24 protein-coding genes are annotated in these 23,809 nt (G+C 64.5%); 6 read left to right on the plus strand and 18 right to left on the minus strand.

What is annotated here, in order from left to right:
• The first annotated feature begins 24 nt into the window (after window positions 1–24).
• Together OB916_RS00105 and OB916_RS00110 are read left to right on the plus strand one after the other, a co-directional pair.
• The gene (locus tag OB916_RS00105; RefSeq protein WP_315907245.1) at window positions 25–930 is read left to right on the plus strand and encodes a GNAT family N-acetyltransferase; all 906 of its coding nucleotides are present in this window, start codon (window positions 25–27) and stop codon (window positions 928–930) included.
• A 61-nt stretch (window positions 931–991) separates the two neighbouring features.
• On the plus strand, window positions 992–1,705 hold the full coding sequence (locus OB916_RS00110; protein WP_315907246.1) for a type 1 glutamine amidotransferase: 714 nt from the start codon (window positions 992–994) through the stop codon (window positions 1,703–1,705).
• Here the strand turns inward: OB916_RS00110 and OB916_RS00115 are convergent.
• The 3 genes from OB916_RS00115 to OB916_RS00125 all read right to left on the minus strand — a co-directional run bounded on the left by OB916_RS00115 (window position 1,689) and on the right by OB916_RS00125 (window position 4,783).
• Window positions 1,689–3,293 carry a GTPBP1 family GTP-binding protein gene (locus OB916_RS00115; protein ID WP_315907247.1) on the minus strand — a complete coding sequence of 535 codons (1,605 nt, stop codon included), beginning with the start codon at window positions 3,291–3,293 and terminating at the stop codon, window positions 1,689–1,691. The genes OB916_RS00110 and OB916_RS00115 overlap by 17 nt on opposite strands.
• Window positions 3,294–3,496: 203 nt before the next feature.
• Complete coding sequence (locus OB916_RS00120; RefSeq protein WP_315907248.1) at window positions 3,497–4,180, minus strand: phosphoglycolate phosphatase; 684 nt, start codon at window positions 4,178–4,180, stop codon at window positions 3,497–3,499.
• 42 nt (window positions 4,181–4,222) lie between these two features.
• Window positions 4,223–4,783 (minus strand): J domain-containing protein, encoded by a 561-nt coding sequence (locus tag OB916_RS00125; RefSeq protein ID WP_315907249.1) that lies wholly within the window; start codon window positions 4,781–4,783, stop codon window positions 4,223–4,225.
• 132 nt (window positions 4,784–4,915) lie between these two features.
• Between OB916_RS00125 and OB916_RS00130 the strand changes: the two genes are divergently transcribed.
• Window positions 4,916–5,116 carry a hypothetical protein gene (locus OB916_RS00130; protein WP_315907250.1) on the plus strand — a complete coding sequence of 67 codons (201 nt, stop codon included), beginning with the start codon at window positions 4,916–4,918 and terminating at the stop codon, window positions 5,114–5,116.
• A gap of 36 nt (window positions 5,117–5,152) precedes the next feature.
• On the opposite strand, the gene OB916_RS00135 is transcribed toward OB916_RS00130, so the two are convergent.
• Window positions 5,153–5,848 (minus strand): class I SAM-dependent DNA methyltransferase, encoded by a 696-nt coding sequence (locus OB916_RS00135; RefSeq protein ID WP_315907251.1) that lies wholly within the window; start codon window positions 5,846–5,848, stop codon window positions 5,153–5,155.
• A gap of 153 nt (window positions 5,849–6,001) precedes the next feature.
• Between OB916_RS00135 and OB916_RS00140 the strand changes: the two genes are divergently transcribed.
• Window positions 6,002–6,175 (plus strand): hypothetical protein, encoded by a 174-nt coding sequence (locus OB916_RS00140; RefSeq protein WP_315907252.1) that lies wholly within the window; start codon window positions 6,002–6,004, stop codon window positions 6,173–6,175.
• A 139-nt stretch (window positions 6,176–6,314) separates the two neighbouring features.
• A complete protein-coding gene (locus tag OB916_RS00145; RefSeq protein WP_315907253.1) occupies window positions 6,315–7,058 on the plus strand; it encodes a class I SAM-dependent methyltransferase in 744 nt (247 codons plus the stop codon).
• 223 nt (window positions 7,059–7,281) lie between these two features.
• On the opposite strand, the gene phoU (OB916_RS00150) is transcribed toward OB916_RS00145, so the two are convergent.
• The 10 genes from phoU (OB916_RS00150) to OB916_RS00195 form a co-directional block, all read right to left on the minus strand.
• Window positions 7,282–7,962, minus strand: coding sequence for a phosphate signaling complex protein PhoU (gene phoU, locus OB916_RS00150; RefSeq protein WP_315907254.1), 681 nt, complete (start codon window positions 7,960–7,962; stop codon window positions 7,282–7,284).
• An 83-nt stretch (window positions 7,963–8,045) separates the two neighbouring features.
• Entirely contained in the window at window positions 8,046–8,915 is an 870-nt protein-coding gene (gene pstB, locus OB916_RS00155) for a phosphate ABC transporter ATP-binding protein PstB (protein WP_315907255.1), read from the minus strand.
• A 60-nt stretch (window positions 8,916–8,975) separates the two neighbouring features.
• Window positions 8,976–10,922 (minus strand): phosphate ABC transporter permease PstA, encoded by a 1,947-nt coding sequence (gene pstA / locus OB916_RS00160; protein WP_315907256.1) that lies wholly within the window; start codon window positions 10,920–10,922, stop codon window positions 8,976–8,978.
• The gene (gene pstC / locus OB916_RS00165) at window positions 10,922–11,860 is read right to left on the minus strand and encodes a phosphate ABC transporter permease subunit PstC (RefSeq protein WP_315907257.1); all 939 of its coding nucleotides are present in this window, start codon (window positions 11,858–11,860) and stop codon (window positions 10,922–10,924) included. The genes pstA (OB916_RS00160) and pstC (OB916_RS00165) overlap by 1 nt, the downstream gene beginning before the upstream one ends.
• Window positions 11,853–12,878: a PstS family phosphate ABC transporter substrate-binding protein gene (locus tag OB916_RS00170; protein WP_315907258.1), complete on the minus strand. Its 1,026-nt coding sequence runs from the start codon at window positions 12,876–12,878 to the stop codon at window positions 11,853–11,855. Before OB916_RS00170 ends, pstC (OB916_RS00165) begins: the two co-directional genes overlap by 8 nt.
• 111 nt (window positions 12,879–12,989) lie before the next feature.
• A complete protein-coding gene (gene phoU, locus OB916_RS00175; protein ID WP_315907259.1) occupies window positions 12,990–13,670 on the minus strand; it encodes a phosphate signaling complex protein PhoU in 681 nt (226 codons plus the stop codon).
• A gap of 2 nt (window positions 13,671–13,672) precedes the next feature.
• The gene (gene pstB / locus OB916_RS00180; protein ID WP_315907260.1) at window positions 13,673–14,551 is read right to left on the minus strand and encodes a phosphate ABC transporter ATP-binding protein PstB; all 879 of its coding nucleotides are present in this window, start codon (window positions 14,549–14,551) and stop codon (window positions 13,673–13,675) included.
• Entirely contained in the window at window positions 14,548–16,317 is a 1,770-nt protein-coding gene (gene pstA / locus OB916_RS00185; RefSeq protein WP_315907261.1) for a phosphate ABC transporter permease PstA, read from the minus strand. Before pstA (OB916_RS00185) ends, pstB (OB916_RS00180) begins: the two co-directional genes overlap by 4 nt.
• Window positions 16,318–16,354: 37 nt before the next feature.
• The gene (pstC, locus tag OB916_RS00190) at window positions 16,355–17,290 is read right to left on the minus strand and encodes a phosphate ABC transporter permease subunit PstC (protein ID WP_315907262.1); all 936 of its coding nucleotides are present in this window, start codon (window positions 17,288–17,290) and stop codon (window positions 16,355–16,357) included.
• Window positions 17,291–17,311: 21 nt separating this feature from the next.
• Window positions 17,312–18,343 (minus strand): PstS family phosphate ABC transporter substrate-binding protein, encoded by a 1,032-nt coding sequence (locus tag OB916_RS00195; protein WP_315907263.1) that lies wholly within the window; start codon window positions 18,341–18,343, stop codon window positions 17,312–17,314.
• Window positions 18,344–18,780: 437 nt separating this feature from the next.
• On the opposite strand from OB916_RS00195, the gene OB916_RS00200 reads away from it, so the two are divergent.
• Window positions 18,781–19,785 carry a phosphate uptake regulator PhoU gene (locus OB916_RS00200; protein ID WP_315907264.1) on the plus strand — a complete coding sequence of 335 codons (1,005 nt, stop codon included), beginning with the start codon at window positions 18,781–18,783 and terminating at the stop codon, window positions 19,783–19,785.
• A 94-nt stretch (window positions 19,786–19,879) separates the two neighbouring features.
• On the opposite strand, the gene OB916_RS00205 is transcribed toward OB916_RS00200, so the two are convergent.
• From OB916_RS00205 to OB916_RS00220, 4 genes are all read right to left on the minus strand, one after another.
• On the minus strand, window positions 19,880–20,653 hold the full coding sequence (locus OB916_RS00205) for a DUF7260 family protein (RefSeq protein ID WP_315907265.1): 774 nt from the start codon (window positions 20,651–20,653) through the stop codon (window positions 19,880–19,882).
• 258 nt (window positions 20,654–20,911) lie between these two features.
• The gene (locus OB916_RS00210; protein WP_315907266.1) at window positions 20,912–21,604 is read right to left on the minus strand and encodes a 6-hydroxymethylpterin diphosphokinase MptE-like protein; all 693 of its coding nucleotides are present in this window, start codon (window positions 21,602–21,604) and stop codon (window positions 20,912–20,914) included.
• 1 nt (window position 21,605) lies between these two features.
• On the minus strand, window positions 21,606–22,793 hold the full coding sequence (gene folP / locus OB916_RS00215) for a dihydropteroate synthase (RefSeq protein ID WP_315907267.1): 1,188 nt from the start codon (window positions 22,791–22,793) through the stop codon (window positions 21,606–21,608).
• Between the two features lie 92 nt (window positions 22,794–22,885).
• Window positions 22,886–23,785, minus strand: coding sequence for a DUF7537 family lipoprotein (locus OB916_RS00220; protein WP_315907268.1), 900 nt, complete (start codon window positions 23,783–23,785; stop codon window positions 22,886–22,888).
• Window positions 23,786–23,809: the final 24 nt, after the last annotated feature.

Genomic DNA, 23,809 nt, shown 5'->3' on the forward strand with positions numbered 1-23,809 from the left:
CCGGCTGCAGACGCAGGACCCGTTATGACAGAACCGCGTATCCGCCGGGCGCGAGCGGACGACCACGAAGACGTCGTCGCGTTCACCCGGGAGACGTGGTCCGATCGGGACGTCGAGGACTACATCCCGGACGCCTTCGAGGAGTGGGTCGAGACCGACGGTCCGGAACAGCGCACTGTCGTCGTGGAGGTCGACGGGAGCGTCGTCGGGGTCTGTCAAGGTGTCGTCCTCTCCGAACACGAGGCCTGGCTCCAGGGGATGCGCGTCGATCCCGACCACCGCGGATCGGGAATCGCGCTGTCGATGATGGACGATCTGTTATCGTGGGCGCGCGAGCAGGGCGCATCGGTCGCCCGCGACATGGTCTTCTCCTGGAACGGCGGTGGCCTCGGCCTGTCTCGTGCGGCCGGGTTCGGACCGGCGACGGAGGGGCGATGGGCCCAGCCCGCACCGGACCCGAGCGCCAGCCCGGGCCTGGAGCGACGCGACGATCCCGACGCGGCCTGGAGCCACTGGCAGCGCAGCGACGCCCGCGACCACCTGTCCGGGCTCGGCGTCGACACCGACGAACCCTGGTCGCTCTCGGAAGTCACTCGCGAGCGCCTGCACGAGGACTGCCAGCGCGTCATCTCCCTTCGCGACGAGACCGGCACGCGGGCGACGACCGCGCGAATCCGCCAGCGCGAACGAAACACTGACGACGGCGTCGAGACGTGGGCCGTCTACGGCCACAGCGCGTGGGACAGTCCCGACGCCGCCCGGGCGCTGTTCGACGCCGTCGCCGCCGACGCCGCCGATCTCGGGGTCGACCACACCCGCGTTCTGATACCGGAAACCTGCCGGCACGTCTCGGTGGCCGCAGCCGCGGACGGGCGGATCTCCGACGAACCGTTCTTCGTCCTCGAAGCGGATCTCACGGGATCGCCATAGTACAGCCACTCTCGTTCGGGGCGTAACCTATTTCGCTGTTGTGTCCATACTATGCAATATAATGGTCGAATTCGTCCTGCTCGACGCCTCGGTCGGAGACACGCCAGTACGACGGAACTTCCGGCGTGAGCTCCCGGGCGACGTGACGGTTTTCGAGATCAGCGAGGGCGAACTGCCGCCCGATCCCGAGACGTTCTCCTACGACGGTGCAGTCATCAGCGGCTCACAGTGCTCGACCTACGACGACCAGCCGTGGATCACTGATACCGAAGACTGGGCACGGGCGGCCCACGACGCCGGAATCCCGATGATCGGGGTCTGCTGGGGCCACCAGTTGCTCGCGGAAGCGCTGGGCGGACGGGTCGCCGACATGGGCGAGCGCGAACTCGGCTACCGGACCGTCCGGCGCGTCGGCGCGTCGCAGCTGTTCAACGGCGTCTCCCGGACGTTCACGGCCTTCGAGACACACACCGACGCCGTCGTCGAACTACCGGAGAACGCGCGCGTGACCGCACGCAACGACGCAGGGCTCCAGGGGTTCCAGATCGGTCGGACCTACGGCGTGCAGTTCCATCCCGAATACGACATGGATGCCGCTCGGTGGGTCATCGAGGGGAAAGACATCTCCGAGAAAGACAGGCAGGCGGCACTCGAAACTGTCACCGAGGACAACCACGCCGCGGCCGCACAGGCACGGCTGGTCTTCGAGAATTTCCGTCGGGTTGTCGCCGGCGAACGGGTCTGTCGGATCGATCCGATCACTCCGGACCGGTGACGTCGGTGACGGTACCAACGCCCTTCGAGCGGCCCTCGCGGAACACGAACCGCTGTCCCTCCTCGATGCAGTACGGCCGGAATTTGAATCGAACACGGGCACGTCCGGTGTCACCGGGCAGCAGTTGCCCGCCCTCGGGGTAGAACGCGGCCGCCTCGCTGACGGTTTCGAGGTGAACGACCGGTTCGTAGCCGTCGCCGATCCGCGTCGGATGGTTCAGCACCATCACCTCGGCCTCGAACTCACGAACCGGCGTCGGATCGGCTTCTCGGGGGAGCAGGACCATCCCGCGCTCGACGTCGGCCTCGCGGACGCCCTTGAGCGCGATCCCGACGATGCGGCCGGCCTCGGCCTCGTCGACGCGGTGGTAGTGCATCTCGATCGAGCGGACCTCGACTTCCCGAAAGGTTCCGTCGGCCATCGGCCCGAGCAGGAGTTCGTCGCCGGCCTCAACGCGTCCGGAGCGGATCGTCCCCGACGCGACCGCGCCGACGCCGCTGACCTTGTAGGTTCGATCGATGTACATCTCGAAGTCGCCGTCGGCGGCGGTCTCGGTCTTCGGGAGGCGCTCGAACAACTCGTCGAGCGTCTCCAGCCCGGTGCCGTCGACGGCCGAGGTCCGAAGGACCGGCACGACCGTCTCGGAGATCTCTTCGACGGCTGCGTCGATCCCGTGGCGGGTGATCGGTAGCGGCGTCTTCTCGGCGTCACGGAGCAGTCGCTCGACCTCGCGTTCGACCTCGGCGAGGCGCTCGTCGTCGACGAGATCGACCTTGGTGATCGCGACGATCGTGGGCAGTTCGGTCGCCAGCAGGATGCCGAGGTGCTCTCGGGTCGTCCTCGTGGGCCCGTCGTCGGCCGCAACCGTCAACAGCCCGTAGTCGAGTTTCTGGCCGACGATCCCGCGAATGGTCGTCCGCAGCCACGGCTCGTGGCCGACGGTATCGACGAAGCTGACCAGACGGTCGGATTCTTCGACCACGCGGGCGCGATCCGACTTGCGGTCGGGGTTGTCCATTCGGACCGGGCCGTCCTCGTCGAACCCGTAGACGCCGTAGGAGAGATCCGCCGAGAGACCCCGCTCGATCTCGTGTGGGCGGACGTCCAGATACGAGCGCGTGTCTCCCTGGCCGTCGTCGGCCTGGCCGGTCACCAGTGACCCGACGAGCGTCGATTTCCCGTGGTCGACGTGGCCCGCAGTCCCGACGACGATGTGCTCGTCGTCGGCCAGTCGCGTCCCTTCCCGGATCGTCGCGACCCCCACGATCCCGCCGCGATCGACGCTCCAGGTCTGGACGTCGGCGATGTGCGCGCCGGCCTCGTCGGCCAGAAGCGAGAGGACGTCCATCGACTCGGAGAACGTCTCGGGTTCGATCCCGGCCAGACCGCCGTCGTCGGTGACGCCGACGACGTAGGTCGCCTCGCCGTCACCGCTCAGGACGCGGTGGCGCAGCTGCGCTGCGAGGCTCTCGAAGCGCCCCTCCGTCGCGTGGAGGTCCTCGCTGAGCCGCTCTTTGAATTCGACGCTGCCCCCTTCCTGCTCCCCGCGTTCGAGTGCACGCTCAAGGACGGCCCGGTCCGGGCTCATAGGCGTGGGTAATTGTGGCGCTCTCATAAGCCTTCCCCGTATTCGCCTCAGTACAGGTCTGTATCGCTATATATCATCCTTCGTGGTGTGGAACGATTTGCGGTACGTTGGATCCACATCGACCGCCCGGCGTTGCCCTGGAGAGACACGAACCAGGACTCGGACGATTCGTCTTCTGGTGGCAGTCGCCACGGTAACTAGCACTATCGGATCGGGTCGACGCCGATCGCCTCGAAGAACCCGTCCGCGTATGCGTCGTCGGTGACGCGATCAGCCGCCGCGAGCGCCGCGTCGTCCGCGTTCGCGACTGCGACGGCCTCGCCCGCGACCTCGAACGTCGACACGTCGTTCTCGGAGTCGCCGACCGCCAGAAACGCCGCGGGGTCCAGACCGAGTTCGTCGGCGACGACTTCGAGTCCCTGGCCCTTGCTCACGTCGGGCGATTTCACGTGGTAGGCGTAGCCGGTGTCGACGACCTCTAATCCGCGCTCGGCAGCGATCGATTCCAGCGGTGCCAGCGGCTGTTCGCGAGCGACGGCGATCTCGGTCTCGCGCCACCGGTTGACGAAATCGATCTCTCGCCACCCCAGACTGTAGCCGGCCTCGACGTACGCGTCGGCGACGGCCTGTGCGGCCGCGCGATCCCCTTCGAAACGGAGCGTGTCGGTGTCGGCGACGGCGACGACCCCGCCGTTCTCGGCGATCACCCGCCCCTCGATCCCGGCGAACTGGCAGAGCGCGATCGGATACGGCATGGACTTGCCCGTCGCGACGACGACCGGTGCGGGCCACTCCCGCAGCACTGGCAAGACACGGTGGTCGATCGCCCCCTGGCCGTCGGTCAGCGTTCCGTCGACGTCGACCGCAAGCGGCGGCGCGTCCATCATATTTGCTCGTCGATGCGGAGAACTATCGGTCTTGCGTGTCCGCTATTCGTCCGTAAGTCGTTCGTACGCAGCTTTGACGCGCTTGAACTGTGCCTCGTCGCCGTCTTCGGTGTCCGGATGCACCGATTTGACTTTCTCCCGGTAGGCCCGTTTGATCGCCTCCTGGTCGGCGTCGGGGTCGAGTCCGAGCGTGCGGTAGGCTTCAGCAGTCGTCGGACCGTCGCTGCCGGGCGGAGCGCGGGTCCGGCGTTCGCGGGGACCGACCCGGCGTCGCTCGCCCGGACCGCTCGCCCGCTGCCGCCGACCGCGACTGCCCGGCGGCACCCAGTCCTCGCGGGGGCCGGCCCCGAAGTCGCCACGTCTCCCGCGACCGTCTCGGCGGCGGTCGCGACCTGCGTTGCGTTCGGCCTGGCGCTGGACGCGCGCGTAGAGACGACTGGCCAGCCGGCCCGTCCCGTGAATCCAGAGCAGGTAGGATACTGCTCCGAACATCGCCGCCACCACGAGGACGAACGGATTATAGACGACTCCGAGGAGCGCGAACAGGACCGCCATCCCGCTAAACACTGCAGCGAGCCCGACCAGCAGGCGTGATTCGTCCACGGATAGCGTTCGGCCAGGCTACCCCTAAACCTCCCGGCAACGGCAGAGAGTGTCGGGATTTCGGCGTCTCGCCCGAGGGACGGCAGCCGCGCCACCACCAGCGTAAAGCGTCCGTGGGTGCTATACTCACACATGAATGCTTCCGGACTCTGTGACATCTGTGGGAAGCCGGACGTCGACCACGTCTGTGACCGGTGTGGACGACTGGTCTGTGAGCGCCACTATGACGACGGGCACGGGGTCTGTACGGAGTGTGCTACCGAGCTCGGTCTCGGGGACGAGCACGTCGATCCGGACGACCTTCCCAACGACGTCGATATCTACCGGTTCTAGGGGTCGTACGACGCTTATCGGTTCGACGTCTCCTGCCTACCGCGGCGTGCAGACGAACACGGTCCGGTCGTCGTCCGGGCCGTAGCCCCCGACCGGTTCGACGTCGAGACCGTATCCAGACAGCGTCGCCGCGATTTCGAGATCGTCGAAGGGGGTCATCGGACGCGTGTCGACACAGACCTCGCCGTCGGGCGTGAACACGATCTGATCCCAGCGCAGCCGGTCGCCGTCGGGATTCATCTGCACGAGACGGGCGTATCTGCCAGCGTCCGTCTCGCCCACGTCGATCGCGACCTCGTTTCCCTCCGGCGGCAACGGCGAGTTGTCGAAGACGAACACGCCGTCGGCAGCGAGGTGTGCGGCCACGTCCTCGATCGCCGGCCCGAGTTCCGCCGGCGGCAGGTGATTGATCACCCCACGAATCGCGACGACGACGTCGAACTCCGAATCGACCGGGATCCCGGGGACGCCAGCCGCGTGATAGTCGGCGTCGACCTTCTCTCGGGCACGGGACAGCATGCCCTCGTTCGGGTCGATCGCGGTCACGTCGTAGCCGGCGTCGACGAATCGCTGGGTGTGTTCGCCGGTTCCACAGCCGATCTCCAGAAGGGTCAGATCCGCTGGGTCCCGGTCGTCGAGCAGGTCCTGGACGAACGCACAGTCCCGATCGTAGTCCCACTCCGACTGGATCGCGTCGTAGAGTTCGGGATAGTCGGTGTACAGCCGTTCCATGTGCTGACGGCGAACCCGACCGCCGTATATGTACCGGCGATCGAGGCGACTGCCCCGGGGCTTGACCCCGTGGTGGGCTCACCGTCGTTTGGACCGGTTTCCCGGACCCGGACCAACCCACATTTCCAAGGTCTCCGGGCGATAACGTCCTGTATGTCATTCCCTAACTCGGGGAAAGATCTCGAGTGTCGGTGTACGCGCTGCAAGTACAACAACAGTGGAACGTGTGGGTATCAAGGGCGACTGCTCATCAATCAGAACGGCGAGTGTGAGATGATGGAAACCGGGTTTGGCGGGCCGCCCGGTCCGCACGGACAGCAGGAATGATCCGGGAGCGTGTCGGATCCGGACGGCGCAAGCCGGTCCGACGCGATAGAGACGGATGTCGTCCTCGACTATCGGAAGGGCGTGCGAAGTAGTGTCATGATACCAGGTCGTTTTTCTCGGCACCGCTGTTCTACCCAGTATGGACGCCGAAAAAGACGCGTACGGCCAGGCGATCCTGGACTATTACGAGTACGAGGACGGATTCGAGATCGTCGAACGCGACGACGGATTTGTTGCCCCTTCTGGTGGCCCGGAGATGTATTTCAGCGAGTACGACGATTGGGGCGAGCACGTGCAGGCGGCCTTCGATCGTCTCCGAGGCCGCGTGCTAGATGTCGGTTGCGGCGCGGGCCGGCACGCACTGCATGCACAGCGGCAGGGCCACGACGTATCCGGGATCGATGTTTCGCCCGGCGCGGTCGAGGTGAGCCGCGACCGGGGCGTCGAGGACGTCCGCGAGTGTGACGTCGCCGAGGTCGTCGACGAGTTCGAACCGGACGCCTTCGAGACCGTACTGATGTTGGGCAACAACTTCGGACTGGTCGGGACGGCCGAGACCGCGCCGGACGTGCTCGGTGGGCTGGCGACGGTCACCTCAGACGAGGCTCGGATCCTCGCCGAAAGTCACGACGTGTACGAAAACGCCGACGACTACCACCGGGTTTACCACGAGTACAACCGCGATCGGGGCCGTCTGCCGGGCGCGCTGCGGATCAAGACCCGGTACAAGACCCACGCGACCGACTGGTTCGACTACCTGCTGGTCGCTCCCGAGGAAATGGATTCGGTTCTGGCTGACACAGTGTGGGCCCGGGCGGAGACCTACCGGGGCGAGAACGGGCAGTACGTGGCGGTGCTGGAGAAGGCGCCGCTGCGGCGTTGAGCATACGCGCGAGCGGTAGCGAGGTCGCTTTGTGCCCTCGAACGTCGAACGGCGAAGTGTGCCCTCGAAACGTCGAACGGCGAAGCCGTGAGACAGTGAGCGCCGTTTCACCGGACGCGAGGGCTTGCCCCGAGCGACCGGCAGTTTTCCCCAGGTTTTTTGCAAGGAGTGGTTCGAGCGCGCCGGAGGCGCGGCTCGAACCCGACGCAGTAAAAAGTGGTTTCTAGTAAATGAGCTCGTCGTCGTTCTCGACCATATACAGGGTCCGGGCGGCGATGTTGACCGCGTGGTCGCCGATCCGTTCGAGGTCACGGATCGTCAACAGGAGCCGCGACACGTCGGTCATGAGTTGCTCGATGTCCTCGTCGTCGTTCGGGGTGGCGGCCTCCCGCTCGATCAAATCGCGCATCACCGTGTCGGAGGCGTCGGCACACATCGCGTCGATCTCGTCGTCGCGTTCGGCGATCTCGAAGCAGGCGTCGACGTCTTCTTCGGCGTAGGCTTCCATCGCGTCTTCGACCATCTCGACGACCGCGTCGCCGATCTCCTGGGCGTCGACTTCCGGGAAGACGTCCCGGTCGGCTTCGAGCGTGTACTCGCCGAGGTTCGTCGCCAGATCGGCGATCCGTTCGAGGTCGGTGATGATCTTGAACGACGCGGCGATAAAGCGCAGGTCGCCCGCGACCGGCTGCTGGAGTGCGAGCAGGTTCACGCAGTCCTGTTCGAGATCGAGATACAGCTGGTTGACCTCGTAGTCGTTGTCGATGACTTCCTGAGCGAGCCCCTCGTCTTTCTGCTGGAGGGCGTTCTGTCCCATCCGCACGCGCTCGAGGACGACTTCGCTCATGTACAGCACGTCCTCGCGGAGGGCGTTCAGCTTCTCCTGGTAGGATTCTCGTGGCATTTGTTCGTATGCTGTGTGATAGGCTGGGCTACGTTAGTTTTACTGTCGAAGCTTGTTGGCCCCGATCCCTCTTCGAGTGGCGGCTACCCGAACTTGCCGGTGATGTAGTCTTCGACGCGCTGGTGTTCGGGGTTCTCGAAGATCTTCTCGGTGTCGTCGAACTCGACGAGTTCGCCGCCGGTGAGGAACACGGCGGTCTTGTCGGAGATGCGGGCGGCCTGCTGCATGTTGTGGGTGACGATCACGACGGTGTAGTCCTCGGCGAGGTCGTCGATCAGATCCTCGATCTTCGAGGTGGCGATCGGGTCCAGCGCACTGGCTGGCTCGTCCATGAGGATGACCTCGGGATCGACCGCGATGGCACGAGCAATGCAGAGGCGCTGTTGCTGGCCGCCTGAGAGATCCAGCGCGGACTTGTCCAGTTGATCCTTGACTTCGTCCCAGAGGGCGGCTTTCTTCAGCGACTCCTCGACGACTTGCTGTTCGTCGACGTCCATGTCCTGGACGCGCAGGCCGTAGGCGACGTTGTCAAAGATGCTCTTGGGGAAGGGGTTGGGATGCTGGAAGACCATGCCGATCTTCCGGCGCAACGCCACCGGGTCGACGTCCTCGTCGTAGACGTTCTTGCCGCGGAAGAGCAACTCGCCCTCGATCCGGGCGGCGTCGACGAGGTCATTCATGCGGTTGATCGAGCGCAGGAACGTGGACTTGCCACAGCCCGAGGGGCCGATCATCGCGGTGACCTGCTTTTCGGGGATTTCGATGTTGACGTCCTGCAGCGCCTGCACGTCGTCGTAGAACACATCCAGATGGCGAGCCTCAATGACGGTTTCCGTGGACGCTACTGGACCTGCCCCACGGTCGTCGGCGACCTCGGTAGTTCCGAGCAGTGATTGCTCGGACGCTTCTGTGCTCGTCTCGTCGGTTACTTCGGTTCCGGTTTCAGATGCCATAGGTCTGTGTGATGGGGTCGTTAGCGAGCGATGCGGCGGTGGAACGGTGTTGTGTTATTGTCATTGTTCTCGCTGATACCTGTTCCGGATGACGATCGCAGTGGCGTTCAAACTGAGCAGTGCGATTAGCAACGTCATCGAACCGGCGGCGGCGACGTTCTCGCGGAAGAGTTCTTTGGCGTCTAGCGCCCAGCTGAACACCTGCAGCGGCATCGCCGTTCCCTGGTCGAGCAGCGAATCGGGGACGCCGCCGATGGCAGCCAGCCCGACCATGATCAACGGTGCGGTCTCGCCGATCGCACGCCCCAGCGCGAGGATCGTCCCCGTGAGGATCCCCGGGAGCGCGCGCGGGAGCACGACGTTTCTGATCGTCTGCCAGCGCGTCGCGCCCATCCCGTAAGACGCCTGGCGCAACGAGTCCGGCACGGCCTTGATCGCCTCCTGTGCGGAGATGATCACGATCGGCAGGATCAACAGTGCCAGCGTGAATCCGCCGGCGACGACCGCGCCCAGCCGCAATCCGCCGTAGCGGATGAATACACCGACACCGAGCAGCCCGTAGACGACAGAGGGGACGCCCGCGAGATTCGAGATGTTGATCTCGAGGAAGCGCTTGAGTCGGCTCTCGCCGGCGTACTCTTCGAGGTAGATCGCCGCGCCGACGCCGACCGGGAACGAAACGAACGTCACGATCACCATCAGATACAGCGAGCCGATGAGTGCAGGGTGGATTCCAGCCAGCCCTGGCTCGTAGTGTGAGCCGTTCGTCAGGAAGTCCACGGTGAGCCAGGTATCGGGGCCACTGATGCCGAGTCGCCGTCCGAGCACCACTCCAGCCAGCAGACCGCCGCCCAGGATGACAGGGACGGCAACGCCGGACGTTCCCGACCGGTCCCGGTCAGAGAGCCACCACCCGTACGTACCGATCGCACCCGCGGTTGTGAGCCCGAAGACCAACTCGACCGCCGGGACCAGCAGGACGAACCGTTCGTGCATCTGCAGAGCAATCACGAGACCGAGGGCGAAGACCACCGGAAGCGCGAGGCCGCGACCGCCCTCGCTCCGCGTTCGAAACACGTCGAGCACATATGCGAGTGCCGGGAGCACGACCGTGACGCCGTATAGGGCCGGGACGACCCCGGAGACGATAACGTACTCGCGGTGGAACCAGAACCCGGCGAGGGCGCCTGCGAGGAGGACAAACGGGGCAAACAGACCGAGCAAGCCGGGTACCCGGCGCCGTACGGCTATCGCCCCGTAGACGCCCGTGCCGAGCACAGCACCGAGTGCGTAGACGCCGACGGCCGTCGACTCGCCCGGGATGCCGAGCGATGACTCGACTGTCATCCCGAGGACTATCGACGCGACTTCGAGACCCAGCGCGGCGATCCCCGTACCTGTGATCGCGGCGGCGGTCGCGCGGACACCGAGCGATCCGACAGCCGGGTTCCGGAGGAAAAACAGCGCCAGCAGCGCCGACGGGATTCCGACCGTGATAGCGTAGACGAGTGTGGCCTGCGTCCCGAGGAAAAACGAGACGATCGAGGCGATGCCGCCACCGCTGACGATGATACCGACGAACTGGAGGCCGACGGAGAGTTCACGACGGTGGGTCAGCAGGTACGCGAGGTACGCCCCCGTCGGAAACACGGACGCGACGACGACCAGCAGCGCGAGCTGGCCGCCGAGCCAGAGCACGAGGACCGTGGTCAGGGCGAGCGTCCCGAGCGCGAGGCCGACCGCACGGATTGCGACACGACCGACCGTCCGGTTCGACCAGCAGTAACTCCCGACGAGCAGTGCGGGGATACCGAACGTTCCCAGAAGCAGGACGTACCACTCGCGCTCGGCCGTGAACGGCTGGAACGCGTCCAGCGCCGTGTAGACCAGCAACACGAACAGTGCCAGAACGCCGACGAGGGCCGCAGCCCTGGTGATGTTCTCGAACACGACGCCTCGAATCCGGTTCACACGACCGAAGGTCGTCGACTCACTCTGTGTAGCCATTATTCGTATTCCTCCCGGTAGCGTTCGGCGACGAGATTGCTCACGACGTTCATCACGAACGTGATCGCGAACAGCGTGAGTCCGATCGCGAAGAGGCTCTTGTAGGTGAGCGATCCGGGATCGACGTCACTCTTCCCGATGTTGATCATCGCGGCCGTCATCGGTTCGACGCTGTTGAGAAACGCGCTGAAGGGATCGAGTGGATCGATCAGCCGCGCGTTCGACCCGGCCGCGATCGTCACGATCATGGTCTCACCGATGGCTCGCGACAGTGCTAGAATGAACGACGAGAAGATGCCCGAGATCGCTGCCGGGACGACGACGGTCGTCGAGACTTCGAATTTCGTCGCGCCGAGTCCGTAACTCGCCTGCCGGAGCGAATCGGGGACGGCACTCATGGCGTCCTCGCTGATCGAGGAGACCATCGGGATGATCATGATCCCGACGACGAGCGACGCCGAGAGCGCGTTGAACGTGCTGATCGACGGGAAGATCGTCCCCAGAGCCGGCGTGACGTACACCAGCGCGAAAAAGCCGTAGACGACAGTCGGGACGCCGGCCAGAATCTCCAGCGTCGGCTTGAGAATCGACCGCGTGCGATCGCTGGCGTACTCGCTGAGATAAATCGCCGTCAGGACGCCGATCGGGAGCGCGACGACGGCGGACCCGAACGTGATCAGTAGGGTCGCACTGACCAGCGGCAAGACCCCGTAGGACCCCTCGATCTGCGGGCTCCAGTTCGTCCCCAGCAGGAAGTCCTCGATCGGGACCTCCGACCAGAACGTCAGGGCGTCGCTGAATAGCGTCGCGATGATCGCGACGGTCGTCAGGACCGACAGAATACCGCAGGCGAGGAAGATCGCCCGATACGTCTGCTCTTTGGCCGTTCGCGAGGCGTTCGTCTCGTCGGTGACGATGTCGCGGGTCTCACTACTCATCGCTTGTCACGCTGTCGATCGCGGCCTCCAGACGACCCCGCTGGAAGGCCTGCTGTCGTTCGGTCAGCGGTACGTATCCGACCGCGTCTGCCACGAGCTCTTCGCTGGTCACGTTTCGGACGTAGAACCGACAGAACTCCGCCACGTGTCGCTGTGCGAGCGCGCCTTTGGCCACGTAAATGAACAGCGGCCGCGAGAGCGGCGTGTACCGCCCTTCGGCCGCGTTCTCCAGCGTCGGCTCCACGCACTCCGCGTCGGTTTCCGGGTCCTCGATCGAGACGGCCTTGACGGCCTCACTGTTACCGTTGTAGTGGGCGAACCCGAAGTAGCCCATCGAGTATTTCGATCCCTTGACGCCGGTGACGATCGTGTTGTCGTCTTCGGTCGCCGAATAGTCGCTCCGATGGGCGTCTTCCTCGCCCATGATCGCTTCAGTGAAGTAATCGAACGTTCCCGACGTCGAGGCTGGCCCGTACAGTTCGAACTCTTCGTCGGGCCACTCCTCGCGAACGTCGCTCCAGCGGTCGGCTCCGTCTGGACCCCAGATCTGGGCGAGTTCGTCGACGGTCAGACAGTCCACCCAGTCGGCCTCGTTGTTGACCACGACGGTCAATGCGTCGGTCGCAACCCTGATTTCGAGCGGTTCGATGTCGTTTTCGGCACACTGTTCGCGTTCACTGTCTTTGATCCCGCGACTGGCGTTGTTGATCACCCGGTCACCGGTACAGAAGTAACTCCCGAATCCGCCACCGGTCCCGGTCGACTGCACTGAGATGCGGACGTCGGGGTGCCTGTCGAGAAACTCCACTCGCATCGTCCGGGTGAGCGGGTATACCGTACTCGACCCGGCAATGCCGATTTCCCCCGACAGTGGACCGCCGGCGTTGCCATCGCCCGAATCGCCACTGTCGTACTCTGCCCGACTCTTGATGCAGCCTGCCAGACCAGTCGCTCCTGCTCCGGCCGCCCCAGCGAGAAACGAGCGCCGGGACACTCCACACGCCATCTCGCGTGTCATTGCCGGTTTGAAACCACGATGTAGATAAGTATTCTACTATTATCAGTATGTGGTCTATATAGGAGTATATATTGTGGGGTGGCAGAGACAGCCCGCCGCCAACAGATGGGGTCACTGCAACAGCGTGTCGTCGGCTTTGATCGCGTAGTAGGTCCTGGCTGCGATGTTGGTAGCGTGATCACCGGTCCGTTCGAGATCACGCACGAGCACGAGCACCTGCTGGACGACTGGCGGTTCGACGTTTGCGAACGGTTCTGTTCTTCTCGGCTCGAGGAGCTGTCGAACGAGCGTCTCCATCGCGTTCTGACAGCGACTGTTGAGGGCCGTATCGCGCTCGACGACGGCCCGGCAGAGGTCGGCGTCACCGGTTTCGAACGCGTAGAGCGCGTCGGCGACCATCTCGGACGCCAGTTCGCCGATCTCGACAAGCCGGACGGCGGCGAAGGTATCGCTCGTGACCTCGTGCAGCAGCGGCCCGACGAGCGACGCGAGATTCGCCGCCAAATCGGCGATCCGTTCGAGGTCGGTGAGTATCTTGAACGCGGCGACGACCGTCCGGAGGTCGCTCGCGACCGGCTGGTGCAGTGCGAGCAACTCGATGCAGTCGCGTTCGAGGTCGAGATAGCGCTCGTTGACAAGCCTGTCGCCGTCGACGACCGTCCGGGCGAGTTCCGGATCGAGCGTGTCCAGTGCAGACAGCGCCCGCCGGAGCTGGTCGCGAACGAGATCGCCGAACGCGACGACGTCGTTCCGCAGTGCGGCCGGTTCCTCGGAGAGCGACGATGCGGGCATCCTCACCCGAACTTGCCGGTGATGTAGTCTTCGACGCGCTGGTGTTCGGGGTTCTCGAAGATCTTCTCGGTGTCGTCGAACTCGACGAGTTCGCCGCCGGTGAGGAACACGGCGGTCTTGTCGGAGATGCGGGCGGCCTGCTGCATGTTGTGGGTGACGATCACGACGGTGTAGTCCTCGGCGAGGTCGTCGATCAGATCCTCGATCTTCGAGGTGGCGATCGGGTCCAGCGCACTGGCTGGCTCGTCCATGAGGATGACCTCGGGATCGACCGCGATGGCACGAGCAATGCAGAGGCGCTGTTGCTGGCCGCCTGAGAGATCCAGCGCGGACTTGTCCAGTTGATCCTTGACTTCGTCCCAGAGGGCGGCTTTCTTCAGCGACTCCTCGACGACTTGCTGTTCGTCGACGTCCATGTCCTGGACGCGCAGGCCGTAGGCGACGTTGTCAAAGATGCTCTTGGGGAAGGGGTTGGGATGCTGGAAGACCATGCCGATCTTCCGGCGCAACGCCACCGGGTCGACGTCCTCGTCGTAGACGTTCTTGCCGCGGAAGAGCAACTCGCCCTCGATCCGGGCGGCGTCGACGAGGTCATTCATGCGGTTGATCGAGCGCAGGAACGTGGACTTGCCACAGCCCGAGGGGCCGATCATCGCGGTGACCTGCTTTTCGGGGATTTCGATGTTGACGTCCTGCAGCGCCTGCACGTCGTCGTAGTAGACGTCGAAGCTCTGAGCTCTGAGGATCGTCCGGCCGGTCGACGTCGCGTTCTTGCCCGGGACTTCGATCGCGGAGTCGACCAGGGGCTCGCTGGTCGGATCCGCACTGTTCTCGCCGCTCGATACCGTCTCGTCCTGGTTTGTGAGTCGTTCCTGGCTCATGCTGTCTCCTCCCGCTGGAACTTGTTGCGGAGAATGATCGCCGTCCCGTTCATGATGAGCAGGACGACCAGTAGCGTGACGACGCCTGCCGCGAGGACGCCGTGCCGATAGAGGGGATCGAACTCTTTCGACCACCGGAAGATCTGTCGGGGCATCGCACTCCCGGTCGCGAAAAAGCCGTCAGGTGCGCGCCGGACGATCGCCGGCATCCCGATCATCAGAAGCGGCGCGGTCTCGCCGATCGCCCGTCCGAGCGCGAGGATCGTCCCGGTGAGAATACCCGGGAACGCTTGCGGGAGCACGACGTCCCTGATCGTCTGCCATCTGGTCGCTCCCATCCCGTAGGAAGCTTCCCGGTGGGAATCGGGCACTGCCCGGATCGCTTCCTGTGCGGAGATGATCACGATCGGCAGAATGAGCAGCCCGACCGCGAGCGCGCCGACGATGATCGCACCCACCGGCATCGACAGGAACCGGATGAAAAGCGCCAGTCCCAGCAGTCCGTAGACGACTGACGGGACACCTGCGAGGTTTCCGATATTGATCTCGATGAGCGTGACGAACTTGCCAGCTAGCCCCTGACTTGGCGCGTACTCCTCGAGATAGATCGCCGCGCCGACACCGACCGGGAAGATCAAGATCACGATCGCGAACAGCATCATCACCGATCCCACGAGCGGCGGGTAGATCCCGGTCTTCTCGGCGGAGAACCGCGAGTGAGCGTTCGTCAGGAACCCCCAGTCGAGCCACGGGTCAGGCATGCCGAATCCGACCTGCTGGACGAGCAGCCACCCGGCAAGCGCCCCACCGATCAGAACGAGGGGGAACGCGAGTCCGGCCATCCCCTCCCGTCGACGGACGACGCCTTCGACGTAGACCGCCAGCGGCGGGACGGTGACACTGGCGACGACGATCCACACGTCGGATCCGACGCCGAGTGCCGGGGCAGCGACCAGTCCGAGGGCGGCGACGATCATCGAGAGGCCGCCCAGTGCCAGTCCGGCCTCGCGGCTCTCGCGCCGCCGGGCCAGGATCGGGGCGAAGATCGCTACAACGGGCAGCGTGACGGTTGCGAGCAGCATCACCCACCGAACCGGCAGAAACGGCGAGGCGAGCACGAGCTCCCGGACGCTGAATAGCCGTGTCGTGAGTACGGGGCCGACGCCGGCCAGACCCGCGATCCCGTTGACGATGTCGTTGAACATCGCCGGCGGGAGGCCCGCGAGCGCGACGACGGGGGCCACGATAATGATTGCGAGCCGTTCGACCGCTTTTCGGGGGCGCAGACGGGCGTGACCGTAAATCGCGCCGACGGCGACGAGCAGCGCCAGCTCGGTCGCGAACAGCTCCGAGACAGTCAGCACCTCGATGAACATGACGAGTACGCCGGCCGAGACGAGCAGACTGACGATCGGGAGTCCGAGAGTCGCGTAGGCGACTTCGCCGGCCGGATCGTCCCGTCGATAGTAATACAGCGCAGTCAGCGCGACCGGCAGTCCCAGGGTCGCTCCAAAGACGAGCAGGTACGCCGGCAACACCACAGGCACGACGAACAGCTCCAGACCGGGGAGCACCGGGATCGCGAACGTCAGTGCGGGCTCCGCCTCGAACGGACGGAAGGCGTCGTTGGCGACGAACAGCAACAACACCATCACCGAGACCAGCGCCAGGGAGGTCGACGCCAGACAGATCGCCTCGAAGGCGCGTCCCCGGAGCCGGCTGACCTGTCCGGCCTGTTGGGCCCACGACGGGGTTTCAGCCGCCATCAGTGGCTCACCTCCGGAGTCGGCGTCCAGATCGCAGTCATTCGTACTCCTCCCTGTATCGTGCGGCGATGCGGTTGCTCGCGAGGTTCATCAGGAACGTCACGACGAACAGTGTCATACCGATCGCGAACATGCTGAGGAATCCGGGGCCGCTGACGTTGTCGGCGCTGTTGATCTGGACCATCGCCGCGGTCATCGGCTGGTTTCCTTCCCAGAGGTTCTGCAGTGGGTTGGCGAAATCGAACATCCGCGATCGACTCCCCATGGCGACGGCGACGATCATCGTCTCGCCGATCGCTCGTGACAGTGCGAGGATGTACGACGAGAAGATGCCCGAGATCGCTGCCGGGATCACGACGCCAGTCGACACTTCGAACTTGGTCGCGCCCATACCGTAGGCGGCCTGCCGGAGCGAGTCCGGGACGGCACTCATTGCGTCTTCGCTGAGACTGGAGACCATCGGGATGATCATGATCCCGACCATGACCGACGCGCTGAGGACGTTGAACGTGTTCAGCGGAAACCCGAACGTCCGCAGGAACGGCGTGACGTACACCAGCGCGAAGATCCCGTAGACGACCGTCGGAATCCCGGCGAGGATCTCCAGTGCCGGTTTGAGCACTGACCGTGCGCGATCGCTGGCGTACTCGCTGAGATAGACGGCAGCCGCAGTGCCGATGGGGAGCGCGATCATCGCCGAGATGATCGTCACGAGTAGCGTGCCGGTCAACAACGGCAGGACGCCGAACTGGTCCCGCGAGAGGAGGAACTCCGTGCCGGTGAAAAACCCGACAGGGTTGACCTCGGGAAGCGTGAAGAACTCGACTGCGTTCCAGCCCAGCAGACCGACAATCCCGAGCGTAACAGCGATCGAGACGCTCGCGCACGCGAAGAAGACGTAGCGATACATCCGTTCGACCGTCGCTCGTTCGGACGGCCGCGACGTGATTTCGTCGGCTGTTTCTGTACTCATAAATAGAAACGGAGGCGGGGTCTACTTGCCGGCCGCTTCGTCGAGCTTCGCGAGGTTCTCGTCGCGCAGATCCGTACTCGATGGGACGTAACCGATCTCCTGAACGATGTCCGTCTCGGCCTTTTCGAGGTAGAACTTCATGAACTCGTAGACCTCCTCCCGCTGGAGGGCATCTTTCGCGACGTAGATGAACAGCGGTCGTGCCATCGGGTACGAGCCGTCCTTCGCGTTGGCGAGACTGGGCTCCGTACACCCCTGGCCGCCGTCGATCTCGAGGGCCTTGACCTGCTCGCTGTTGGACTTGTAGTAGGCGTACCCGAAGTACCCCATCGCGTTCGTGTTGTCTCGGATCCCCTGGACGATCGTCTCGTCGTCCTCCGTGGGCTGGTGGCGGGCGGTGTGGCGGTAGTCCTCGCCGACGATGTTCTCGTTGAACCAGTCATAGGTACCGGACGTCTCGGCGGGCCCGAACAGCGGGATCTCCTGATCGGGGAACTCGTCGCGGATCTCCGACCAGTTCGTCGCGCCGTCCTCTCGCCAGATCTGGGACAGTTCGTCCGGTGTCATGCAGTCGACCCAGTCGGCGTCGTTGTTGACGGCCATTGTGAGAGCGTCGCCGGCGATCTGGAACTCGACCGGCTCGACGTCGTTCCCGCTACACTGCTCTGTCTCGCTGTCCTTGATCGGGCGGGATGCCCCGTTAATCTCCGCGTCACCTGGACAGAACCAGTTCTTGAAACCGCCACCACTGCCCGTGGGATCGACGGTGACGTTGACCCCCTCGTGTTCCTCCATGAACAGCTCGGCCATGGCGTCTGACACGGGGAAGACAGTGCTCGACCCCTTGATGGTGATCTCGCCGGACAACCCGGAGTCGCCGTTGCCGTTGCCGTTGCCATTGCCATTGCCGTTGCCATTGCCATTGCCGTTGCCATTGCCGTTGCCGTTGCCGTCACCTGTGGACGTACAACCGGCCAGTGTGATCGCTCCCGCTGCGCCGGAACCGATCAGGAACTTGCGTCGCGTCACGTCGCCCGCGTCTTTGCGTGACATCACCTGAATCCAACTGTGAAACAGGGAAATACCCTGCTATGAGGAGTATAGATAGTTCAATTCTATATAGTAAGGACAGTATGGTATACATTGTCGCATATTGCCAGCAATATTGATATTGTTTCGAGCGATCGGCAGTTGCCGGTTCTCGTTGACGGCTGGCGATGAGTCCCCTCCTGACCGAGGTCAGGGTGACTCTCTTCCGGCGACGTAAGGGTCGATATCGGCGAATGTCTTGTCCGATTCTCCCTTGGCGACCAGCATCCTCGTTCACTCTTCTACTCTCCGGAAAATAAATACAAAAACATAGTTATATGTTACACTATAGCTGTCATGATGGGTGGCTTTGGCTGGACGTAGCAATATATACATATTAGTGGCATTTACTACATAGATGTTCCATAATCTATTAGTCCACGCGAGTCTCCAGTTGGGGTATGGAGACCCGGAAAGTCCAGGTGACAGGCGGCTCGACCTACACCGTGTCACTTCCGAAAGAGTGGGCGACCGACAACGACGTCAGCGCGGGATCCGTCGTGGAGTTTCATTCCGAGAAGGACCTGCTGTTGCTCTCGCCGCAGGACGAGGTCGATCGGACCGAGGGAACGCTCGACATCACCGGGCTGGCGGAAGACCACGACTTGACGCGTGCGGTGATGACCATGTACGTCAGCGGGTTCGACATCATCACGCTCGAAGCCAGTCGGATCACTGCCGCACAGCGTCGCGTCATCCGCGACGCCACGCAGGGACTGGTGGGGCTGGAAGTGATCGAAGAGACCGGCGAACGGGTCGTGCTGCAGGACCTGCTCGACTCCTCGGAGCTGTCGGTCCACAACGCGATCACGCGCATGCGCCTGGTGTCGCTGACGATGCTGTCCGACGCCGTCGAGGCGCTGATCGAGAACGACGACGAACTCGCCGACGACGTGATGGAACGGGACGACGACGTCGACCGGCTGTGGTACATGGTTTCGCGGGTGTTCCGGACGGTACTTCGCGATCCCGCTGCAGCCTCCGACATCGGTTTCCCCCGCGAGACGGTGTTCGATTACCAGTCGGCCGCCCGCCAGCTCGAGCGGATCGCGGACCACGCGACCAAGATTGCCCGGATCGCCGGCGAGGTTGGCGACGTCACCGACGCGGAGGCCGAGGCACTGATCGATCTCAAGGACGGCGCCATCGAGGTCCCGGAGCTGGCGATGGACGCGCTGTTCGAGGACGACCCCGACGAGGCGACGCGCATGGCGAACGAGGCGCGTGCGATGGTCCGTGACGTCGACGATCAGAGCCGCGAGGTGGACAACCTCATCCGGAAGCAGGATGATCCACAGAGTGCCCAGCGACTCGGCCTGGTCGTCGACTCGCTGTCCCGGACGGCCGACTACGGATCCAATATCGCCGAGAGTGCCCTCCAGAAGGCCGCGCCCCGGCCGAGCTAGGCCGCCTCAGCCGCCCGCTCGAACCGACCCCCTCTCGCGCTTGCGGCGAACGCACCGATCAGTCTCGCTTCGACCTGGACTCCGAGCGCCCGCGCTACTCGGCCCGGAGACCACGCATTCGATGGCCCTGTATCGTCTTCAGGCAGGCACCGGCGTCCGACAGCACCGGTGCTGGCGTCTCCAGATCGGCGTAGAGATACTCGTAGAACCCGAAGCCGTCTGACCCCAGCACGTGTATCTGATCCGATTCGCGGAGCTGCGTCTGACGCTCGTTCGCGAGGCCGAGACAGCGCGACTGTAGCGTCGCCAGCGTGTCGTCGATCCGGCTCAACTGACGGGTCCCGGACGCCGACTCGATCGCCGCACCCGCTTCGACGACATCCCGTTCGATCGCCGTGAGGTCGGCTTCGAACGCGACGAGTCGATCCCGTTCTCGCTCGACGTACTGGAGCGCCCGCTTTCGCTCGTCACGGGCCTGCCTGCAGGCGTCGGTGACGGCGTCGTATACCTGCCGTGTCAACACGGTACCGTCGACGATGCGACTGGCCAGCGGTTCCCCGAATTCGGCCGCGAGGTTCGCCCGGAGCGACTCGTCGTATTCGATCTCGTAGTGCGGGACCTCCATTACTGTCTCCCGATACGCGTCGCGCACCTCCCCTAATCCGCGAGCAACCTCGGTGGGACGGGCTATCGATGCCGCGGTCACGGCACCGGACTGAACGGCTGTCGAGGCTCGGGCGTCCACCTGAATCGCACTGACGCGCCGCAGCAGCGTCTCGAACGCGTCCCGCTCGGCCTCGAGAATGTCACGTTCGGCTCGGACGGCAGCGAGCGCGCGGTCGATGTGTGGATGTCTGATGTCAGTCATCTCTGATCGGGACTCGGCGAGCACTCGATGGCACAGTGCGTCAGACGCTGTGCGCACCAGTCTCTCGGCCTCGACTGAACGGAGAAACACGAAAATGTGTTACTATTAGATCTATAGTTCGGTATTGATCTATATATGTGGGTGGTGATGAGCTGTCGGCACACGGAGAGGGCCCGAAATCGACGGCTGCGTCCCGCACTCGCGGGAAGACTCCAATTGCGTTTCGTTGAAAGCGGTCGTCTCGAGTGGCGAGCCCAGTCACAATTCGATCGGGTCGATCGCGCTGCGTCGCCCATCGAGCACGTCGAACCGATCGTCGCGACGCCGTTCGAGCCAGTAGAGCAGCCGCTCGGCCCACTGGAGCTTCTGCCGTTTCGCGGGTCCGACTGCCGGGTCGTCGAAATCCCATCCGGGGAAGACGAGCTCGCTCGCGCCGAAGTGGTCGGCCAGAAACGCCGCCCGGTCGCCGTCGGTGAACCCGCCGAAGTTCCGGACTGGGGTCCGCGGCGCCGCTTGCGTCGTCGGGATCACTGCCGACAGCCGACAGCGCGGGACGTACTCATGGACGGCGTTCGCGTTGTCGCCGTGCGCGTGGATCACGACCGGCGTCCCGTAGGTCGTCAGCCGGACGGCAGTCTCGGGCGTGCCGTCGAGGTCGGTGACCAGACAGTCCACGCCGATTTCGCTGGCGAGTAGTCGTCGCCCGGCACTCGAGGCGGCGACGACGGCGTCGGCCCCGCGAGCCAGTTCGAGTTCGCCCTCCAGGGACGGCCCCGCGCCCGCAATCGCCACGCGGTCGCCGGCGAAATCCAGCGATCCGTCGAAGACCTCCCCGTCCAGTGCACGCAACATACCGGCGTACACGTCACGGGCACGTTCGTCCGCCTCACGGTCGTACCCCATGTCCTCGAGGATCTGCTCGTAGATCGGTTCCCAGGTCTCGAAGTCCATGCTACTCTAGACGTTCCGCGATCGTCGCGAGTGCTTCACCGAGCGCGTTCGATTCGTCGATGTCGGTCGCGAGCGCACCGAGAGCGGCCGGCGACCCGATCAGCAGATCGCTATCGCCCTCGCCCGGCGCGTAGACGCCGCCATGGGCCGGGGCGTGGGTCGCGAGCCAGTCGCGCTGGGTCGGTGAGAGGCCCCCCAGCTCGAACACGCGGACGACCGACCGGGTGGCCGTCCGCTCGTCAGCACCCACGCGCTCGCAGTGTCGTTTCGCCTCGCCTACTGTCGTCACGTCGAGTTCCTCGATGTCGATCGCGCCGTCGTCGATCCGCTGGCGGGTGAACGTGTCGCCGACGAGGGCGGCGTCGCGCGTCTCGGCGACGTCGTGGGTGCGAATCACGTGTGCGCCGCGTTCGACCGCCATCGACGTCGCCGCCAGACTCACCGGCAACGCCGCCTCGGTCGATCGGTCCGCGATCGATCGCAGGAAGTTCTTGCGGTTGATCGAGACGAGGATCGGCCGTCCCAGTCCGCGGAATTCCCGGAGCCGGCGGAACGTCTCCCGGTCGTCCTCGATCGTCTGGGCTTCGCTCCAGCCGCCGAAGGCCGGATCGACGATCGTCTTGTCCGTCAGGCCGTGTTGCTTCAGTGCCTCGTAGACCTGATCGACGTAGTCCGCACCTCGTTCCCACTCCGGCGAGCGCCGCTCGGCCCAGGGCGTCTCCTCGACGGCGCCCGGACGCTGCAGATCCGGCGGACTGGCCATCTTCGCGACGGCGACGTCGTAGTCCGAACAGATCTCGGGCATCTTCGGGTCCGCGAACCCGCCGATGTCGTTGACCATGTCGAATCCCCGCTGGAGTGCACGTTCGGCGACCTCGTGATAGCGAGTCTCGATCGAGAAGACCGCGTCGCCGTTCACTGATTCGATCGTCTCGATCGCGACGTCGAGACGGTCGAGTTCCTCCTCGGCGGAGAGGACCTCGAACCGCTTGTTCGCCGATTCGAGTCCGATGTCGACGATATCGGCCCCCTGATCGATGAGTTCGCGGTCGACGTAGGCGGCGGCCTCGCCCGGATCGTCGTAGACGCTCGGATCGTATGGCGACTCGCGGCTGACGTTGAGCACGCCCATGATTCGCGGGGGATGATCGTCGCCGATCCGCAAGCCGCCGGCGTCGACAGTCTGCATGGCTGCCCCGAGGGTCCGGAGGAAGAAAAACGGCGGGGAGGCGGCCATCTTTCTGTGAGGAGGGCATCCCGCTGTCTAGGGCGGGGTGGACGTCATCCAGTCGCGTTGACGTTTTCTGTCCAGGCCGGCTCCGTCACCGTCGTCTCGTTGAGATCGGTCACCGTGTACTGGTAGGCGATCGCGAGATCTGTACCCCGAACGCTCGTCCCGGACGCTCGAACCGTCGTACTCGTGACGAGGCCGTCGTCGGTGACGAGCACGGTCGCGTTGATCTGATCGAGTTCGGAGAACGAACTGCCGGCCCCCGCAGAGAGCACCGGCAGGCTCGCCTGACCGCTCGCGGTGTACCGCGTTACGGTTTCGTTCCCGAATTCGGTCGTCCCCTGCTCCTGGAGCGACGCGTTCATGTTCTCGTACAGTCCGGTCCAGCCGGCCGACGTGAAATTCACGGGCGTCGGCGGTGCGGAATAGTTGTACGGCTGCTGGTCGTAGTAGTACTCGGCTTGCTGGCTCGTCGAACTGTTCGCCCGCAGGAACGTCTCGTCACCGGCCGTGTACTTATCCGTCCGCTGCTTGGTCGCGTACTGCGGCGCGGTCACACTCTTTGTCGCGGTCTGGAGGCCCACTCGGTCGGCGAGGTCGTAATACGAGACCATCTGGGTGTCCGAGACGGACGTGTTCCCGCCGGTCGTCTGTCGGACGAGCACCTGCTGGCTGGCCGTCAGTGAACTGGCAGCGTCGATCCGCTCGGCGTGGTTGGCGGCTAGCTCCTCCGGGTCGACGTCGCTCGCCGGCGGTTCAGTCGTCGTTTCGTCTGCCGGATCCGTCGTCGTTCCGTCTGCCGGATCCGTCGTCGTCTCGGTCAACGGGTAATCGTCCGTCGTCTCGGTCGGTGTCGTGTCGCCGGTGCTGCAACCGGCGAGCGCGACGAGCGCGACCGCCAGGACGACGAGGACGATTCGCTTCGTCTGCGGGGACAGTAATCGATCCATCGACTCGCCGTTCCCGGTGAAGGT

Origin of the sequence: Halapricum hydrolyticum, assembly GCF_025517535.1 — an archaeon.
GTDB lineage: Archaea > Halobacteriota > Halobacteria > Halobacteriales > Haloarculaceae > Halapricum > Halapricum hydrolyticum.

What these genes read in the sequence shown, in the direction of transcription:
- OB916_RS00105 (WP_315907245.1), top strand. Translation starts at nt 25, where the DNA reads ATGACAGAACCGCGTATCCGCCGGGCGCGAGCGGACGACCACGAAGAC.
- OB916_RS00110 (WP_315907246.1), top strand. Translation starts at nt 992, where the DNA reads ATGGTCGAATTCGTCCTGCTCGACGCCTCGGTCGGAGACACGCCAGTA.
- OB916_RS00115 (WP_315907247.1), bottom strand. Translation starts at nt 3,293, where the DNA reads ATGAGCCCGGACCGGGCCGTCCTTGAGCGTGCACTCGAACGCGGGGAG.
- OB916_RS00120 (WP_315907248.1), bottom strand. Translation starts at nt 4,180, where the DNA reads ATGATGGACGCGCCGCCGCTTGCGGTCGACGTCGACGGAACGCTGACC.
- OB916_RS00130 (WP_315907250.1), top strand. Translation starts at nt 4,916, where the DNA reads ATGAATGCTTCCGGACTCTGTGACATCTGTGGGAAGCCGGACGTCGAC.
- OB916_RS00135 (WP_315907251.1), bottom strand. Translation starts at nt 5,848, where the DNA reads ATGGAACGGCTGTACACCGACTATCCCGAACTCTACGACGCGATCCAG.
- OB916_RS00140 (WP_315907252.1), top strand. Translation starts at nt 6,002, where the DNA reads ATGTCATTCCCTAACTCGGGGAAAGATCTCGAGTGTCGGTGTACGCGC.
- OB916_RS00145 (WP_315907253.1), top strand. Translation starts at nt 6,315, where the DNA reads ATGGACGCCGAAAAAGACGCGTACGGCCAGGCGATCCTGGACTATTAC.
- phoU (WP_315907254.1), bottom strand. Translation starts at nt 7,962, where the DNA reads ATGCCACGAGAATCCTACCAGGAGAAGCTGAACGCCCTCCGCGAGGAC.
- pstB (WP_315907255.1), bottom strand. Translation starts at nt 8,915, where the DNA reads ATGGCATCTGAAACCGGAACCGAAGTAACCGACGAGACGAGCACAGAA.
- pstA (WP_315907256.1), bottom strand. Translation starts at nt 10,922, where the DNA reads ATGGCTACACAGAGTGAGTCGACGACCTTCGGTCGTGTGAACCGGATT.
- pstC (WP_315907257.1), bottom strand. Translation starts at nt 11,860, where the DNA reads ATGAGTAGTGAGACCCGCGACATCGTCACCGACGAGACGAACGCCTCG.
- OB916_RS00170 (WP_315907258.1), bottom strand. Translation starts at nt 12,878, where the DNA reads ATGACACGCGAGATGGCGTGTGGAGTGTCCCGGCGCTCGTTTCTCGCT.
- phoU (WP_315907259.1), bottom strand. Translation starts at nt 13,670, where the DNA reads ATGCCCGCATCGTCGCTCTCCGAGGAACCGGCCGCACTGCGGAACGAC.
- pstB (WP_315907260.1), bottom strand. Translation starts at nt 14,551, where the DNA reads ATGAGCCAGGAACGACTCACAAACCAGGACGAGACGGTATCGAGCGGC.
- pstA (WP_315907261.1), bottom strand. Translation starts at nt 16,317, where the DNA reads ATGGCGGCTGAAACCCCGTCGTGGGCCCAACAGGCCGGACAGGTCAGC.
- pstC (WP_315907262.1), bottom strand. Translation starts at nt 17,290, where the DNA reads ATGAGTACAGAAACAGCCGACGAAATCACGTCGCGGCCGTCCGAACGA.
- OB916_RS00195 (WP_315907263.1), bottom strand. Translation starts at nt 18,343, where the DNA reads ATGTCACGCAAAGACGCGGGCGACGTGACGCGACGCAAGTTCCTGATC.
- OB916_RS00200 (WP_315907264.1), top strand. Translation starts at nt 18,781, where the DNA reads ATGGAGACCCGGAAAGTCCAGGTGACAGGCGGCTCGACCTACACCGTG.
- OB916_RS00205 (WP_315907265.1), bottom strand. Translation starts at nt 20,653, where the DNA reads ATGACTGACATCAGACATCCACACATCGACCGCGCGCTCGCTGCCGTC.
- OB916_RS00210 (WP_315907266.1), bottom strand. Translation starts at nt 21,604, where the DNA reads ATGGACTTCGAGACCTGGGAACCGATCTACGAGCAGATCCTCGAGGAC.
- folP (WP_315907267.1), bottom strand. Translation starts at nt 22,793, where the DNA reads ATGCAGACTGTCGACGCCGGCGGCTTGCGGATCGGCGACGATCATCCC.
- OB916_RS00220 (WP_315907268.1), bottom strand. Translation starts at nt 23,785, where the DNA reads ATGGATCGATTACTGTCCCCGCAGACGAAGCGAATCGTCCTCGTCGTC.